The sequence below is a fragment of the Chthoniobacter flavus Ellin428 genome (assembly GCF_000173075.1).
Classification (GTDB): domain Bacteria; phylum Verrucomicrobiota; class Verrucomicrobiia; order Chthoniobacterales; family Chthoniobacteraceae; genus Chthoniobacter; species Chthoniobacter flavus.
In genome coordinates this window covers 440,931-455,993 of record NZ_ABVL01000002.1, presented here as the reverse complement: position 1 = coordinate 455,993, position 15,063 = coordinate 440,931, and the positions used below count along the sequence as shown (strand labels likewise).

12 protein-coding genes are annotated in these 15,063 nt (G+C 61.1%); 8 read left to right on the top strand and 4 right to left on the bottom strand.

Annotation, left to right across the window (positions count from 1 at the left end):
• The first annotated feature begins 94 nt into the window (after nucleotides 1-94).
• Nucleotides 95-1,417 (top strand): tetratricopeptide repeat protein, encoded by a 1,323-nt coding sequence (locus CFE428DRAFT_RS32970; RefSeq protein WP_006978312.1) that lies wholly within the window; start codon nucleotides 95-97, stop codon nucleotides 1,415-1,417.
• Between the two features lie 509 nt (nucleotides 1,418-1,926).
• Entirely contained in the window at nucleotides 1,927-3,024 is a 1,098-nt protein-coding gene (locus tag CFE428DRAFT_RS04760) for a serine hydrolase domain-containing protein (RefSeq protein WP_006978311.1), read from the top strand.
• A gap of 308 nt (nucleotides 3,025-3,332) precedes the next feature.
• Here the strand turns inward: CFE428DRAFT_RS04760 and CFE428DRAFT_RS04755 are convergent, their stop codons facing one another.
• The 4 genes from CFE428DRAFT_RS04755 to CFE428DRAFT_RS04740 all read right to left on the bottom strand — a co-directional run bounded on the left by CFE428DRAFT_RS04755 (nucleotide 3,333) and on the right by CFE428DRAFT_RS04740 (nucleotide 10,054).
• A complete protein-coding gene (locus CFE428DRAFT_RS04755) occupies nucleotides 3,333-4,775 on the bottom strand; it encodes a DUF1501 domain-containing protein (RefSeq protein WP_006978310.1) in 1,443 nt (480 codons plus the stop codon).
• Between the two features lies 1 nt (nucleotide 4,776).
• Nucleotides 4,777-7,941: a PSD1 and planctomycete cytochrome C domain-containing protein gene (locus CFE428DRAFT_RS04750; RefSeq protein ID WP_006978309.1), complete on the bottom strand. Its 3,165-nt coding sequence runs from the start codon at nucleotides 7,939-7,941 to the stop codon at nucleotides 4,777-4,779.
• A gap of 220 nt (nucleotides 7,942-8,161) precedes the next feature.
• Nucleotides 8,162-9,172 (bottom strand): DUF6807 domain-containing protein, encoded by a 1,011-nt coding sequence (locus CFE428DRAFT_RS04745; RefSeq protein ID WP_006978308.1) that lies wholly within the window; start codon nucleotides 9,170-9,172, stop codon nucleotides 8,162-8,164.
• A gap of 24 nt (nucleotides 9,173-9,196) precedes the next feature.
• Complete coding sequence (locus CFE428DRAFT_RS04740; protein WP_006978307.1) at nucleotides 9,197-10,054, bottom strand: 3-keto-disaccharide hydrolase; 858 nt, start codon at nucleotides 10,052-10,054, stop codon at nucleotides 9,197-9,199.
• A 184-nt stretch (nucleotides 10,055-10,238) separates the two neighbouring features.
• On the opposite strand from CFE428DRAFT_RS04740, the gene CFE428DRAFT_RS04735 reads away from it, so the two are divergent.
• From CFE428DRAFT_RS04735 to CFE428DRAFT_RS04710, 6 genes are all read left to right on the top strand, one after another.
• A complete protein-coding gene (locus CFE428DRAFT_RS04735) occupies nucleotides 10,239-10,583 on the top strand; it encodes a leucine-rich repeat domain-containing protein (RefSeq protein WP_131989103.1) in 345 nt (114 codons plus the stop codon).
• Nucleotides 10,584-10,690: 107 nt separating this feature from the next.
• Nucleotides 10,691-11,161 (top strand): Fur family transcriptional regulator, encoded by a 471-nt coding sequence (locus CFE428DRAFT_RS04730; RefSeq protein WP_006978306.1) that lies wholly within the window; start codon nucleotides 10,691-10,693, stop codon nucleotides 11,159-11,161.
• Between the two features lie 159 nt (nucleotides 11,162-11,320).
• On the top strand, nucleotides 11,321-12,685 hold the full coding sequence (gene argH / locus CFE428DRAFT_RS04725) for an argininosuccinate lyase (RefSeq protein ID WP_006978305.1): 1,365 nt from the start codon (nucleotides 11,321-11,323) through the stop codon (nucleotides 12,683-12,685).
• 453 nt (nucleotides 12,686-13,138) lie between these two features.
• The gene (locus CFE428DRAFT_RS04720) at nucleotides 13,139-13,594 is read left to right on the top strand and encodes a ferritin-like domain-containing protein (RefSeq protein ID WP_006978304.1); all 456 of its coding nucleotides are present in this window, start codon (nucleotides 13,139-13,141) and stop codon (nucleotides 13,592-13,594) included.
• 318 nt (nucleotides 13,595-13,912) lie between these two features.
• Nucleotides 13,913-14,311 carry an HPF/RaiA family ribosome-associated protein gene (locus CFE428DRAFT_RS04715; protein ID WP_202797351.1) on the top strand — a complete coding sequence of 133 codons (399 nt, stop codon included), beginning with the start codon at nucleotides 13,913-13,915 and terminating at the stop codon, nucleotides 14,309-14,311.
• Between the two features lie 181 nt (nucleotides 14,312-14,492).
• On the top strand, nucleotides 14,493-14,834 hold the full coding sequence (locus CFE428DRAFT_RS04710) for a hypothetical protein (RefSeq protein WP_131989101.1): 342 nt from the start codon (nucleotides 14,493-14,495) through the stop codon (nucleotides 14,832-14,834).
• Nucleotides 14,835-15,063 lie beyond the last annotated feature (229 nt).

Here is a 15,063-nt window from a genome sequence, read left to right as displayed (position 1 = left end):
CAAAGACCGCACCGGGCACTTTTCTTCATCCTTCATCCTTCCGCCTTCATCCTTTCCCCTTGTAGCGTCGGACTTGACCTTAAGCCCAGTCCGCGTGACCGTTCGCCCCGTGCTATCCATCGCCAAACTCCGCCGCGTTCTCCCCCTCGCTATTTTTCTGCTGCTGCCGGTGCTCAGCCCGGCCGCCATCAAGTCCGTTCAGTCGAATCATCTCGAAGACGCCGAACAGGCCCTGAAGGATAATCGGATCGACGATGCCCTGACGGCGCTCGATGCCGCCCTGGCTGACGATCCGGACAATGCCGCCGCCCATTTCTGGCGTGGACGCCTTCGGGCGGGCCGGGGCGAATACGACAAGGCGCTGCCTGACTTGAACGCCGCCATCCGCCTGAAGCCCAGCGCCGAAGCCTACGCGCATCGCGGGTACATCTACCAGAAGCAGCACAAGCTCGATGACGCCCTGGCCGACTTCAACCAAGCGCTGCGGCTCGAGCCGCAGCATTATCTCGCGCTCTTCCTGCGCGGCTTGGTGCTCGGCGACACGGGCGATACCAAGGCGGCGCTGGATGATCTCGACGCGGCGCTGGCCATTCAGCCCGATAGCAAAGAAGTGCTGCAGGCGCGCGGCCAGGTGCACGTGCTGCGAAAGGAACTGGACGACGCGCAGGCCGACTTCGAGCGCTGCATCCAGCTCGACCCGAAGGATCCGGCCGGCCACACCGGTCGCGGCGGGGTGAATTATCTCAAGGGCGACTTCAAGGAAGCGGTGGAGGATTACACGCAAGCCGTGGAACTGCTGCCGAAGGATCCGCAGCCGCTGGCCCAGCGTGGCTATGCCTACGCCGGCATGAATGAGGTGGACAAGGCGATGTCGGATTTCAATGCGGCCCTGGCGCTGAACCCGAAGGATATGCCGGCCCTGCTCGGCCGCGCGGAGATTCATCGCAGCAAGAAGGAATGGGCCGACGCGCTGAAGGATTACCAAGGGATTCTCGCGACGGCGCCGGGCGATTTCCGCGCGTTGCTCGGGACGGCTTCCGCGCAGTATGGCTCGGGCGACCTGGACAAGGCCTTGGGGACCTACTCGGAGATCATGCAGAAGTATCCGAGCGAGGCGCAGCCCTTTAATGATTGCGCGTGGCTGCTGGCCACCGGCACGAAGGACGGCGTGCGCGACGGCAAGCGCGCGGTGGAACTCGCCAGCCAGGCCTGTGAGATGACCAGCTACCAAAACGGTGGCTACCTCGATACGCTCGCCGCGGCCTTTGCGGAGAAGGGTGAATTCGACGCCGCGATCAAATGGCAGGAGGAAGCGGTGAAAGCCTCCAGCCAGGAAACGCCGGAAGTGCAGGCGGACATCAAATCGCGCATCGAGCTCTACAAGCAGAAGAAGCCGTATCGCGAGGAGCAGAAGTAAAGACATCTGAATTAAGCGAGAAGCCCACGGGATTATAGTGTCTCGTGAACTACCGATGCGTATCGGAGACACGGAGAATTTTCTTTTGATCTAATGCCCTTCGAAAGAGGGCATCGCGTTCCTGAAATTGGAGGCTGGCGTCTTTCATAATGATCAGCAATTCGCGGCAACCGCGTGGACTTGCGGAAGTTGGGATTCTGGAAAGCGTCAGAACTTCGGGGAGTTTCAAGATCTGAAAAAAGCCGCTTTCGAATTGCCTTTGGCTGCAGGCGGATGGCTCCGTTTGGATCGAGATCACCGCGGCTGGGTTGCCGTGAGCTATCGGATTACGGGCCCGAGAGCCCCGGCAAAGACAGCGATGGAAGGGGAGATTTGGATAGAGGGTGAGTTTGCTGGTGAATTTTGTGGTGAATTGCGCGCGCTTTTGGACGCTGCGAGTTAGTCCGTAATCACGGTTGTACCGCGTTTGGAGCTTGGGGACGGAAGCTGGTCCCCTTACGCTGCGATGCATGACTCGACGCACTTTCATTCAAGGCGGTCTTGCGGTTTCGCTCGGCGGTTCAGTGATCGGCGCTTGGCGACAGGAAAAGTTGGATGAAGCGGCCACTATTCTTTCGAAGTCCACCGCTGACGGAGAAGTGGCCGCTGCGGTGCTACACGTCCGTCAGGGACAAGCCTCGTTCACGCGCACGTTCGGTCATGCCAGCTCCGAGCATGCGATGTTTCTTCTCGGATCGATCTCCAAGCCGATTGCGGTGACGGCATTGATGACGCTTTACGATCGCGGTCTCTTCCAGCTCGACGATCCGGTGAAGAAATTTCTCCCGCCGTTCGATGGCGATCATCGCGGCGAGGTGACGATGCAACATCTGCTGACTCACACATCCGGATTGCCGGACCAGTTGCCGAACAATAACGCACTCCGGAAGAGCCACGCCTCACTCGCCCAGTTTGCGGAAGAGGTGATGCGCACACCGCTGCTCTTTGCTCCCGGCTCGAAATACTCCTACTCGAGCATGGGCATTCTCCTCGCCTCGCAGATCGCGGAAAAGCTCAGCGGGACGGACATCCACCAGTTGGTCGATCGCACGGTTTTTCAACCGCTCAAGATGGAGTACGCGGCCCAAGGACTGGGCCGGTTCAAACTCGAAGACATGGTGCCGATGCAGACCGACCGTGCCGCGCCGGAATCCGGTGGCGGTGATCCGACTGCGAAAGAATGGGATTGGAACAGCCCGTATTGGCGCAAGCTCGGAGCGCCTTGGGGCGGAGCGGAAGTGTCCGCGCCAGATCTGGCGAAGTTCATGGCGGAATTCATGGAGCCGACGGGCGCCGCGGTGAAACCGGAGACGGCCCGGCTCATGGTGACGAATCACAATCCCCCAGGATTTACTTCGCGTGGCCTGGGTTTCGCCGTCGGTTCCTGGGCCGGCAGCAAAGGTTGTTCCGAACAGACCTTCGGCCACACCGGCTCCACAGGCACGATCGCGTGGGCCGACCCGGCGACGAAGACGATTTGCGTGGTGTTGACCTCGCTGCCGGCGAAGGCGGTGCAGCCTCACCCGCGGGATCTCGCTGCAGCGGCGGTGGCGGGTGCGATGAGCTAGCCTGCAAACGGAAGCGCCCTCTTCTCGATGTCATTCTGAGCGGAGCGCTCGAGGGCCAGTGGGGAGCGCGCAGTCGAAGAACCCGGCCGCTTTACTAGCGATGCTCGCTGGTTGCTCGGCGGGTTTATTCCACAGTTCTCATGGGCGTCTCGCTGGTTGTTCGGCCGGGTTCTTCGACTGCGTGCCCGCCGCCTTCGCCCTCGGGCACTCCGCTCAGAATGACCGCGAGGAGGGAGTCGCACTCGGATTGAGTTGTGGATAATGCTTAGAGCGGAGCAGCGCCCTCCAGCCTGCGGCTCGTTCTCGCCCTACGCCATCAGCGGCTTGACGATATCTCCGGCGATGCCGGTGAGGCGAACGTCGAGGCCCTGGAATTTCGTGGAGAGGCGTTTGTGGTCGATACCCATGAGGGCGAGCATCGTGGCATGGAGGTCGTGGACGCTGACCGGGTTCTCCACGGCGCGATAGCCGAGCTCGTCGGTGGCACCGTAGGTGGTGCCGGCCTTCACGCCGCCGCCGGCCATGAAGACGCTGAAGCCGAGGATATGGTGATCGCGACCGCTGCCCTGGCCCATCGGGGTACGGCCAAATTCGCCGCCCCAGAGGATGAGCGTGTCGTCGAGCATGCCGCGTTGCTTGAGGTCCTTGATGAGCGCGGCGGTGGCCTGATCGACGTCTTCCGCGCCCCATTTCATCCCGTTCTCGAGGTTGCCGTGGTGATCCCACGCGCGATGGTAAAGCTGGATCATGCGCACTCCGCGCTCGGCGAGCCGGCGGGCAAGCAAACAGTTCGAAGCGAAGCTGCCATCGCCCGGCTTCTTCACGCCGTAGAGATCGAGCATTTCCTTCGGCTCGTTCTTGAAATCCGTGAGCTCCGGCACGCTGGTCTGCATCTTGAACGCGAGTTCGTACTGCGCAATGCGGGTGGCGATTTCCGGGTCGTGCTGCTCGTCGTCGAGCAAGCCGTTCATGCGTTCGATTTCCTCGATGACCTGCCGCTGCGTGCTCTGGCAGACGCCATCGGGATTGCCGATGTAATGCACCGCGTCGCCCTTGGTCTGGAATTGAATGCCCTGGAAGCGGCTGGGCAGCACGCCGCTCGACCATTGTCGCGCGGACACCGGTTGCAGGCCGGTGCGGCCTTGGGACATGAGGACGATGAAGCCCGGCAGCTCCTGCGTTTCCGCGCCGAGACCATAGAGCAGCCACGAACCCATACTCGGCCGGCCCTTGATGATCGAGCCGGTGTTCATGAAGGCGTGGGCGGTGTCGTGGTTGATCTGCTCGGTTTGCATCGAGCGGACCACGCACAGTTCATCGGCGACGGCGGCGATATTCGGGAAGAGATCGCTGATCTCGATGCCGGCCTTGCCGTGCCGCTGGAAGTTGGTGATCGAGCCGCGTGCTTTCAGCACCGCGTTCTGCAACTGCGCGAGCTGCTGACCCTTGGTGAACGACTCGGGGAACGGCTGCCCGTCGAGCTTCTTGAGCTCGGGCTTCCAGTCGAACGTTTCGAACTGCGACGGCCCGCCGGCCATGCAGAGGAAGATCACCCGCTTGGCCTTGATCGGAAAATTCGCTTCCTGCAGCGCGCCATGCCAGCCGTCGGGCCGATGCGAAGTGGTCGGCACGCCGAAGACCTTGTTTTGCAACATGGCGAGCGCGAGACCGCCGAGACCGTAGGCGCTCTGCGAGAGGAAGGTGCGGCGGTTGACGCTCAGCGCGTGCTCGATGGGATCGAAAGACTTCATATCAGTAGCGGGTGATGACTTCCTGCGAATTGAGAATGACGCGGCAGACGGTGGTCCACGCGGCGGCTTCGGCGGGGTCGCCCTGGGTGGGCGGCGCGTAGCCGATCTTGAGCAGTTTTCCGGCGTCGTCGACGTGCTCGCGATAATAGTCGCGCTGGGTGGCGAGGAATTTTTCCAGCGAGGCCCTTTCCTTCTCCTTGGGCGCACGCGCCACGGTAATCTGGAAGGCACGATCGATCCGGGCGTCGTCGGTGGGGGCATTGGCGTCCTTCAACAAACGGCCGGCCAGGAGCCGCGCGGCTTCGACAAAGGTCGGATCATTGAGCAGGGTGAGCGCCTGTTGCGGGGTGTTGCTGACCACGCGCAAGGCGGCGCATTCGTCGCGCGCCGGGGCGTCGAAATTGGCGAGCATCGGATGCAGGAACGTGCGCTGCCAGTGGATATACACGCCGCGCCGCCATTGTTCCGGGCCGGTGCTGGCGACATATTCGCGATTGGGAAATTGCAGGGCGTCGTAATAGCCCGGCGGTTGATAGGGATAGAAGCTCGGTCCGCCGATCTGGCTGGTATTGAGGATGCCCGCGATGAAGAGCGCATTGTCGCGCACGAACTCGGCTTCGAGGCGCCGCGGATTCTGCGAAGCGAGCAGGCGATTCGCCGGGTCGATCTCGTGCAGTTCCGGACGCAACGCGCTGCTTTGGCGGTACGTCGCGCTCATGACGAAGAGCTTGATCATGTGCTTGAAGTCCCAGCCGTTGTCGCGGAACTCGCTGGCGATCCAGTCGAGCAATTCGGGATGCGACGGCGGGTCGCCCTGCGAGCCGAGATCGTCGACGGTCGAGCTGATCCCGGTGCCGAAGAATTGCTGCCACAGCCGGTTCATGACCGCCCGCGCGGTGATCGGGTTCTTCTTCGAGACGATGTATTTCGCGAGATCGAGCCGGGTGAGCCGGTGCTCGGGCGTGCTCTCCTCGCGACCGGGCAGGAAGGACGGCGTCGAGGGCAATACGACCGGCCCGTCCTCAGACTGCCAATTGCCGCGCGGCAACACACGGGTGAGGAGTGGTTCGACGGCTTGCGTAACCATCGTCCAGGCTTTGCCGTTGCGGCTCTCGCGCAGGTCGGAGGCGAGTTCCTTGTAGCGGTCGAAATCCGCACGATCGGCCGCGGTGCTGAAGAGCCAGGTGTCGGCGAGCAGAGCCGTTTGCGATTCGCTGAGCGCCGCCGGATTCGTATTGAGCGCGGAACGCAAGGCCGCGACATCGAGGCCGAGCGGGGTGCGGCCGGCGAAGGGTGAAGTGGAAATGCGCAGGGGCAGGGGACTATCGCCGGAAATGGTCAGCACCAGCTTTTCATCGGCAGCGAGCGTCACTGGCGGATCGAGCAACCACACGGCGCTCGGCGATTTGGCCGGCTTGCTGTGGGGCAGCTTCCATTCGGTGACCACGCCCAAGGTCTCCTTGCCATTCGTGAAACGCGGGAACTTGTCCGTGGCGTCCGCGTAATAGACGCCCAGCCGGCGCATCTTGCCATTGGCCGCTTTCACACTGGCGGTGACTTTCACGCTCTTGCTGAGGGAGGCTTCGATCTCCTTCTCGTCGGCCAAATTCTGAGCCAGCTCGATGCGCACAGAAGCGATGTGCACGCCGCCGGTGCGGGTGGCGATGCGCAGGCTTTCGTCCTTGGTGAGCGGCTTCTCGAGCTGCACGGCGAGGCCGGCATCGATGAGCACGTCGCGGTCGATCTCGAGTTTATCACCCTTGCCGAGGATGACCGCGCTCAGGGCCGGGCTCGTCCAGCCGCTGTTGTCCTTCTCGAGGAAAGCGCGGGAATCCGTGATCCATTGCTCGAACTGTCCGTGCAACCGGGGATTTTTGGCGAGGTCTTCGCGAGTGGTTTTGAGATGAGCGTCGATTTCCGCTTCGGCCTGCTTTTTCTCGGCCTGCCGGTATGGGCTGTCGACCTGGATTTCCGGCGGGAAAGGATAGTCGTTGTTGAAGCCGGCTAGCTCCGCATTCTTCGTGTAGCCATAGTCGGAATAAACGCCCCACTGCTTCACATCGGCGAAGAAGGACTTCAGCTCGTAGAAGTCGCGCGTCTTGATTGGGTCGAACTTGTGATCGTGGCACTCGGAGCAACCGAAGGTGCTGCCGAACCACGCCGCCGCTACCGAACGCACCCGCTCGGCGCCGTATTTGGCGAGATACTCATTGGGCTGCGCGCCGCCTTCGCGCGTCATCATGTTCAGGCGGTTGTAGCCGGTGGCGACGAGTTGCTCGGTGGTGGGGTGCGGCAGCAGGTCGCCGGCGAGTTGCTCGATGGTGAATTGATCGAAAGGCTTGTCCGAGTTGAACGCGTTGATGACGTAGTCGCGATACGGAAAGATCCGCTGGTTCTGGTCGCCGTGGAAACCGACCGTGTCGGTGAAGCGCGCGACGTCCAACCACCACACGGCCATGCGCTCGCCGTAGCGCGGGGAAGCGAGCAGACGATCCACCTGCTTTTCGTAGGCGTCCGGCGAGTCGTCCGCGAGAAAGGCAGCCACTTCTTCCGGCGTGGGTGGAAGGCCGATGAGGTCGAGCGAAAGCCGGCGCAACAGCTTCGCCTTCGGCGCTTCGGGCGAAGGCTCGATCTTCTTCTCGGCCAGCTTTTCGCGGATGAAGTTGTCGATCGGGTTAACGATCGGTGACCCACTTTTTACTGAATACTGATTACTGATCACTGGCACCGCCGGCTTGTTCAGCGGAGCGTAGGCCCACGGCGGCTCATACTGCGCGCCTTCCGCGACCCAACGCTTGATCAGCTCCCGCTGGGCAAGCGGGATTTCCTTGTGCGCCTTGGGCGGCGGCATGATGTCGTCCGGATCGGTGCTGAAGAGACGCTCGATGATTTCGCTTTCGTCCGGTTTACCGGGGACGATCGGGTAAACATCGTTGTCGGTCTTCTTCAGCGCGTCCTCGCGAATATCGAGCCGGAGCCCCGCCTTGCGCCCTTTCGGATCGAAGCCGTGGCAGTGAAAACAGGTGTCCGAAAAGATCGGCCGGATGTCGCGGTTGAAGTGGACCTTGTTGTCCGGCGTGCTTTCCGCGGCGGAGGCGACAGTGGCTAGCGCGATCAAAGAGCATCCGACACTGGCAAAAGAGACGAACAGGGGCTGGCGGGTCATATCTGGGCGGTGAATACTCACAATGAGTATGAGTGTCCGAAACGCGCAAGCATTAGGCCTTCACGTGATTGCGTAAGCGCGGTGGGTCGGGACCCAGGGAAGGGGCTCTTAATCTTAATCGTAATCGTAATCTTAATCCCCGGTCAGAGAGTAAGATTGCGATTATGATTACGATTAAGAAACAGACCTTTGCCTGACCGCCCTCCCGACCGAGCTCACGCTATTTCACCGAAGAAACGTAAGCCGCGTAATGCTCCGCCACCTTGGCTTTCTCGGTGTCTCCGGGATGAAAGTAAAAGCGGTAGCGGAACGTGCTGCTCTGGCCCGCCGGGATGGTGAAGTCACCGGCATGCTTGTCCGGCAGCTTTTCAAACATGGACTGGCCGAAGGGGTTGGCCGAAAACAAACCGTAGGTGCGCACGTGCCACCACGTGGGGTGCCGCGGATTACCCGGATGATCGAACATGGCGACGCCCGCGGTCTGGCCGTCGACGGGGCCGTAGTAGTCGCACCAATTGGCCCGGGTGCCCCACGCGGCCAGATCCTGTTTGCCTTCGCTGGTCACGATGTGGCCTTCGCCGTGCGGGGTGACCTTCGCGCCCTTTGGCCGGGGCAACTCCACCCGCATCGTTTCCGGCACGCGGATCGACATGCACCCGTCTTTGTCGTCCTCGAAGACCACGTCCTTGGGACCGGCCTTGATGGTAATTTCGAAGTCGATCATCGGGCCGCCGGGATCCTTGGTGAAACGCAGGGTGCGTTCGTCCGTGCAGATCACTTCGCCGGTGTTGTCCACTACCCATTTGTTCTTCGCCCGCAGCGAGCCTTGCTGCTCGCCGCCCTGGATCTCGAGGAAACCGTCGTGGATCATTTGTCCACCGGTCTCGTTCGGCTGCAGGACGTCACCCCAGAATTCGACTCCATTGACATTGCGATGGCCGTACCACAGGCCCTTGTGATGCGGGTGATCGTGGGCCTCGTTCGGTAGATCGTCTTCCAACGGCCAATGGCGCGTCATGGTGCCGCCGGTGGGGCCGATGATGGGATAAAGATAGGGCCGGCGCGCGCCGGCGAAATGATACTCGGTGAAGAGATGGCCATCGATCTCGACGCGCACCTGCTCGGCTTCCTGCTTCAGCTCGACCGCGGCGAAACTGAGGGAAGTGAGAGTGAAGGTGAAAGCAAGAGTGGAGAGGACCGTCAGCGGGCGACGGAGAGAGGAGGGGAACATAGGGTGAAGGTAACGTGATGCGTTCTAGTGGGCTGTCGGGTTGGGGGAGGTGGATGCGGTGGATGGTCCTTCGTGTTCGAGCTGGCCGAGAGGCCACAATTCGCAACGGCGGACGAAGATTTCCGCGCCTTCCGATTGCACGAGCACGCGCCCTTCGCTGGGACTCACGGCAAAGGCTTCGTTGACCAGCACGCCATTGAGGATGTAGCGGAGCGTGTCGCCTTGGGCGATGACCTCGTAACGGTTCCATTCGCCCACGGGTTTCTCCACGTCGTCCCGGCCGCGGAAGCCCTTTTTGTCGACCCAGGCGACGTCGCGCTTCGCCCAATTGATCCGCCCCTTGGTGACGACCTGGCGAGGCGTGCCCTTGGTCCAGATGCGCTGTTTGTTGGCATCGAGCGTGACCTCGCTGCTCACGCGGGTGGTGAGTTCCGTGCCATCGGCGAGCCTGGCGGAGAGCACAAGGATGTCGCCGGTCCCGCCTTCGATGACCTGGGCTTCCACGCTCGGAATGTAGGTCCCGCCGTAGGAACCGTCGGGACCGCGGGCGTGGATGAGAAGGCCGTTGTCCCGCGCTGCATTTTCCCGCCGTCCCCAAGTCTTCTCGCCCCACTTGTATTCGAAGACGAGGTGGTAATCGCGATACGCATCCTTCGTCGCCACGTAACCGTAGGCGCGTCCGCTGATATGGAGCGTGCCGTCCGGCTGCAGCACCCACACGTCCTTCGGGTCATCGTGCATGTCGGACTTCGGATTGGTGTAATATTGGACGGCTCCCGATTTCATGAGGTTCAGGATGTCGACCTTCTCTTGCAGCGGCTCCACGGCGAAGAGGCTGGGAGCCAGCAACGCGAGGGCGATCGAAACGAGGGCGCTTTTCATAGGGTGGCAGCGGGAAAGAAAGAACTCGTTGTTTCGTTTTACACAAGCGCCGATAGCGGCAAATATTTGTGGAAAGTTGTCAAAAATGACATTTTTGATTTTGACGACTCTCGCGTTTGAGATTGACGGGTGGGGCGCCGCTGACTCTGTTGCCCGGCCAAGTTTGAATGGAAACCTAATCACTATGAGCGATTCATCTGAGGGTCCAATAGAGTGGGTAGAGACGGACAAGTTTGTGATGCCCGTTATTCCGGAGAAATTGGGGATCGATCCTCGAACGCTTGCAGTGCTGCATTGCGTTTCGTTTCTTGAGTTGTCGGGAGACAACACGGTGGATCCTGACTGGGCCGTTGAGGCGTTGGAGCATGTGGCGCACTACCTTCTGCGTCTGGGAAACAACGACCTTGCCGAGCTGAAAAGAGACACCGCGATGATTGCTTCTTGGGCTGAATCAAAGCAAATGCCGCCTCATTTTATCGACTTGGTACGTCATTTCACAGACCACTGCGGGTTTGAACCCGAGGAGTAACCGAATTTAGGTGGGTCTTCGCTTCGTTCTCCGGCGTGGACCAGACTTCCAGCCCCGACGGAGCGCCGAGGTTTGACGCTGCCCCGCGTCGCCCGCATAGTCACGGTATGCGACCTGGTATTCGCGAACGCATTCATAACTTTCTGGCCGATCGTGGTCTCCGCAAGACCATGCAGCGCGAAGCCATTATCGAGGCCGCTTTCAGCACCACCGAGCACTATACCGCGGAAGAGCTACTGCGCATGTCGCGGAAGATCGACCACTCGGTATCACGGGCCACGGTCTATCGCACCCTGCCGCTGCTCGTGGAATGCGGGGTCCTGAAGGAAATGGACTTCGGCAAGGACTACAAATTCTACGACCCGAATTACCTCGAGCATCCGCACCACAACCACCTCATCTGCGTCGATTGCAACCGCATCGTCGAATTCGAGGACCAGCACATCGAATTGCTCGAGGAGTGCATCAGCAAGCGGCTGGGCTTTTCGCCCGCGTCGAAGAGCCTGCGGATCGAGGCAAACTGCGATGAACTGCGCAAGCGCGGCGTTTGCAAGAACCGCAAGCCTTCCCGGGATTAGGGAAGGGGGAATGGGCGTGAGGAAAGGGGGAAAGGGGGAATGGGCGTCGCCGTGTTTTTCTGATTGTCTGATTGTCCCCCTGTCCGATTGTCTTCCTCCGCGCCTCTGCGTCTTTGCGTTTTTCAATTTCAATCTCACTCCTACCAACTCACCCGTCCCATGTGGAAAGGCCGTTTTCAGCAAGAAACCTCTGCGTTGCTGCAGCAATACAGCGAATCGATCAGCTTTGATTGGCGCCTGTGGCGCCATGACATTGCGGGTTCCATCGCCCACTCGGCTGCGCTGCAGAAGGCGGGACTGATCACCGCCGAGGAGCGCGCAAAGATCGTTGACGGCTTGAGCGCCATCGGCGCGGAAATCGAGGCCGGTACATTCCAATGGAAGACCGAGCTCGAGGACGTGCACATGAACATCGAGGCCGAGCTCACGAAGCGGATCGGCGACGCGGGCGCCAAGCTGCACACCGCACGCAGCCGCAACGACCAGGTGGCGCTCGATATCCGGCTTTTCCTGCGCGACACCTGCGATGAGCTGGACGCGCTCCTCACGGAAATGCAGCGCTCGCTGGTCGATCTCGGCGCGCGGTATCGCGAGGTGATCATTCCCGGCTACACGCACCTGCAGCGCGCGCAGCCGGTCTACTTCGCGCACCATTTGCTCGCCTATGTGGAGATGTTCCAGCGCGATCGCGATCGCGTGCAGGACGCGCGCAAGCGCATCAACGTGCTGCCGCTCGGCTCAGGGGCCATCGCGGGTTCGACCATCGTGCTCGACCGCGAACTCGTGGCGCGTGAATTGAATTTCCCCGCCGTGACGCAAAACAGCATGGATGCGGTCAGCGATCGTGATTTCGCCGTCGAATTGCTCGCGGCGTTGGCGCTCGTCGCCGTCCATCTCTCGCGACTCAGCGAAGACGTCATCCTCTGGGCCTCGAGCGAATTCCAATACCTCAAGCTGAGCGACGCCTTCACCACCGGCAGCTCGCTCATGCCGCAGAAGAAGAACCCCGATGTGGCCGAGCTCACCCGCGGCAAGTCGGGGCGCGTGATCGGTAATCTCGTCTCGCTCCTGACCACGCTGAAGGGCCTGCCGATGACCTACAATCGCGACATGCAGGAGGACAAGGAACCGGTCTTCGATAGCATCGACACCATCCGCACTGCGCTGGCCGTCTTCGCCGCGATGCTGCGCGAGGCGCACGCCAATCCCGTGGCCTGCGCTGCCGCCGTGGCCGACCCCATGCTCCTCGCCACCGACCTCGCCGATTACCTCGTCAATCGCGGCATCCCCTTCCGCAAAGCGCACGAAGTCATCGGCCGCGCCGTGGCGCTCTGCGGGGAAAAGAAGTGCGAACTCACGCAACTCACGCTGGCCGATTACCAATCGCTCTCCCCGGTGTTCCAGGCCGATGTCTTCGAGATGCTCCACGTGCAAAAGTCGATGGAAGCTCGCAAGGCCATCGGCGCACCCAGCCCGCAGAACGTCGCCGCGCAATTGGCGCGCTGGCAGTCCGCCTTAGGGTAGGCCGAATCGACATCCGAAGTCGTCAGGCGACCGCTCGTCGCTGCAGCGGCGGCCCAGGACCAGATCTTGATACACAGTCTCCGCAATAGAGAGATGCCGCTACGAAATGCGCTGGGAGCGGCGACTTCCCAGTCGCCGACCGAAAGACTTCGGCGCGAAGCGCCCTACCTGAAGGATACCGCTCCGCGGTGCAGGGTTTTTTCTAGGAAGTCGCCCCTCCCAGCGCTCTCGTGACTCATCGCCCCTCCGGGAAAAGATACGCATAAAATCAGGCCCAAGACTGCCGAGATTCCCCAGCCCGCAGGGCGAAAGAAAATAGCCCAGCACGCCAGTGCTGGGAGGTGCGTCCCCAAAAGCAGCCAGTCCCGCCAGGGACGACAGAAACGTGGGAGTCGTGAATTTCACCAGCCACCCACAAACAGCCACGCGGGGCGGGGGACGCGAAGTGTCAGTATGAGCGACTCCGTTAAAATCACCCGTGAACAGTTGATCCAGCTACTCAACGAAGACCTGGCGCGCGAATATCAGGCGATCATCGCCTACACCGTCTATAGCCAGACGATGAAAGGCGCGGCCTACACCGACATCGCCGGCGAACTCGCCCTTCACGCCGCGGAAGAACTCAGTCACGCGCTGCTCATCGCCAAACAGATCGACTATCTCAACGGCTCACCCGTGGTCGTGCCGAAAGAGGTCAAGATGTCCGACAAAGCGGAAGACATGTTGCGCTTCGACCTGGAGAACGAGAAGCAGACGATCATCCACTACCGCCAGCGTATCCGGCAGGCCGAAGCCCTCGGTGAATACGCGCTGAGCGAAGTGCTGCGCAAGATCATCGCCCAGGAGCAGGAGCACCTCACCGACCTGGCCGACGCGCTCGGCGTGGATAATCCTGATCTCGGCGGCTAGGATCAGTAGGGCGGAATGTTCACCGCAAGGTCGGCCTTTGTGTCGTGCTGCGGACGCGAAAAGGCGGTCGCAAAATGGCGGCGAATGACTTGCTATTCACCAAGAAAATTATTGTAAAATTTTGGCGACAAGGAACGGGGTCTGCGACGATAATATTCCCGTGAACGAAGAGTTACGCCCGATTCGGTCGAATTCTTGGAGGAAGTGTCGGCAGACGGTTCGACCAATGGCGGGAAACAACGGGCGACGATCATCGTCCCAAGGACAGCGCTCCGGCCCTGACGGTGGCGAGCGGGTTCTCTCGATTTCTTGAAACCAATGAAAAACCAAACCATGACCACCACAGCTCAAACTACATTCCGTAATATGGCCCCGTCGGAAGCCGTCACCGAGCGCGTTCAAAAAGAAACGGAAAAGCTCGGCAAGTATTTCGACCGGATTACGAGTTGTTCGGTGGTAATTGAAGCGCCGCAGAAGCATCATCATCATGGCGAACCTTTCCATGTGCGCATCGAACTCGGCGTGCCCGGCAAGGAACTCGTCGTGACCCAGAAACCCACGGTGCGAGCCATCCTCGAGCAGACACGGATGGGCGTGCGCACAAGGCGCAGAACATCGAGGCACCGCACAAGGACGTCTATGTGGCCATCCGCGACGGCTTCGCCGCGCTGCGCCGGCAATTGCGCGACTATGTGCACTGCCTGCGGCACGAAGTAAAGACACACGCGGCGGCCTGATTTTTCACGCGCCGTGAGGCGTTGGGCGGGATCGTGGTCCACAGACTTCGATCCCGTCCGCCGGTCCGCGAACGAGGTTGCGCCGATGATCTCGCGTGGCCACAGGCGCGGTGTCGCTTGTTCCTTGAAGAGGACGGCGCCTCCCGGTAATGGAAAGCGCTATGCCACGTCGTCTCGATCGAGCTCGCAACCTCATCTTGGAATGGCTGCGGGCTCCGCCCCGTGACCCCGCATTCCTGGCCGGCCAGACGGATCTGGAACATCGCCACGAAGAGATCGCGCAACGTTTCCTGACGCAGGCCAGGGAGAGCGGCTTCGAGTCTGAAATCGTCAAGGCCGGTTCCGGTGGAGCGACCGCTTACGAAGTGCACTGGACGCACCATGGCTCCAGCTTCGTGGGTTTCAGACAGCCCCCGCCCGAACCTAGCGCCGAAGACGCCTTGCTCGCCGGTTGCGCGGCTTTACTGGAAAACGATTGGTGCCGCCAGCGTCTCCCGAAATAACCACGTCCAGGTAGGGACGCCGCGCCATTGGCGCCCATCCTGCCATTTGCGGTCTGCCATCTGCCATTTTTCCCTCCGCTGCGCCCCCCAAGGCATCGGCGCCCAAAATCTGGTGGCGGTTGAAGATTCGAACTTCTCCCGGCTTATTACCAGGTTTCAGCAGGTTCGCACTGCTGCCGCCACAAATAGATAGACGGGTGGGGGAGCAAAAATGTTCATCGGAGTTCTA

Excerpts from the sequence above, each read along its gene's own strand:
- CFE428DRAFT_RS04760 (WP_006978311.1), top strand. The coding sequence starts at position 1,927 with ATGACTCGACGCACTTTCATTCAAGGCGGTCTTGCGGTTTCGCTCGGC.
- CFE428DRAFT_RS04755 (WP_006978310.1), bottom strand. The coding sequence starts at position 4,775 with ATGAAGTCTTTCGATCCCATCGAGCACGCGCTGAGCGTCAACCGCCGC.
- CFE428DRAFT_RS04750 (WP_006978309.1), bottom strand. The coding sequence starts at position 7,941 with ATGACCCGCCAGCCCCTGTTCGTCTCTTTTGCCAGTGTCGGATGCTCT.
- CFE428DRAFT_RS04745 (WP_006978308.1), bottom strand. The coding sequence starts at position 9,172 with ATGTTCCCCTCCTCTCTCCGTCGCCCGCTGACGGTCCTCTCCACTCTT.
- CFE428DRAFT_RS04740 (WP_006978307.1), bottom strand. The coding sequence starts at position 10,054 with ATGAAAAGCGCCCTCGTTTCGATCGCCCTCGCGTTGCTGGCTCCCAGC.
- CFE428DRAFT_RS04735 (WP_131989103.1), top strand. The coding sequence starts at position 10,239 with ATGAGCGATTCATCTGAGGGTCCAATAGAGTGGGTAGAGACGGACAAG.
- CFE428DRAFT_RS04730 (WP_006978306.1), top strand. The coding sequence starts at position 10,691 with ATGCGACCTGGTATTCGCGAACGCATTCATAACTTTCTGGCCGATCGT.
- argH (WP_006978305.1), top strand. The coding sequence starts at position 11,321 with ATGTGGAAAGGCCGTTTTCAGCAAGAAACCTCTGCGTTGCTGCAGCAA.
- CFE428DRAFT_RS04720 (WP_006978304.1), top strand. The coding sequence starts at position 13,139 with ATGAGCGACTCCGTTAAAATCACCCGTGAACAGTTGATCCAGCTACTC.
- CFE428DRAFT_RS04715 (WP_202797351.1), top strand. The coding sequence starts at position 13,913 with ATGAAAAACCAAACCATGACCACCACAGCTCAAACTACATTCCGTAAT.
- CFE428DRAFT_RS04710 (WP_131989101.1), top strand. The coding sequence starts at position 14,493 with ATGCCACGTCGTCTCGATCGAGCTCGCAACCTCATCTTGGAATGGCTG.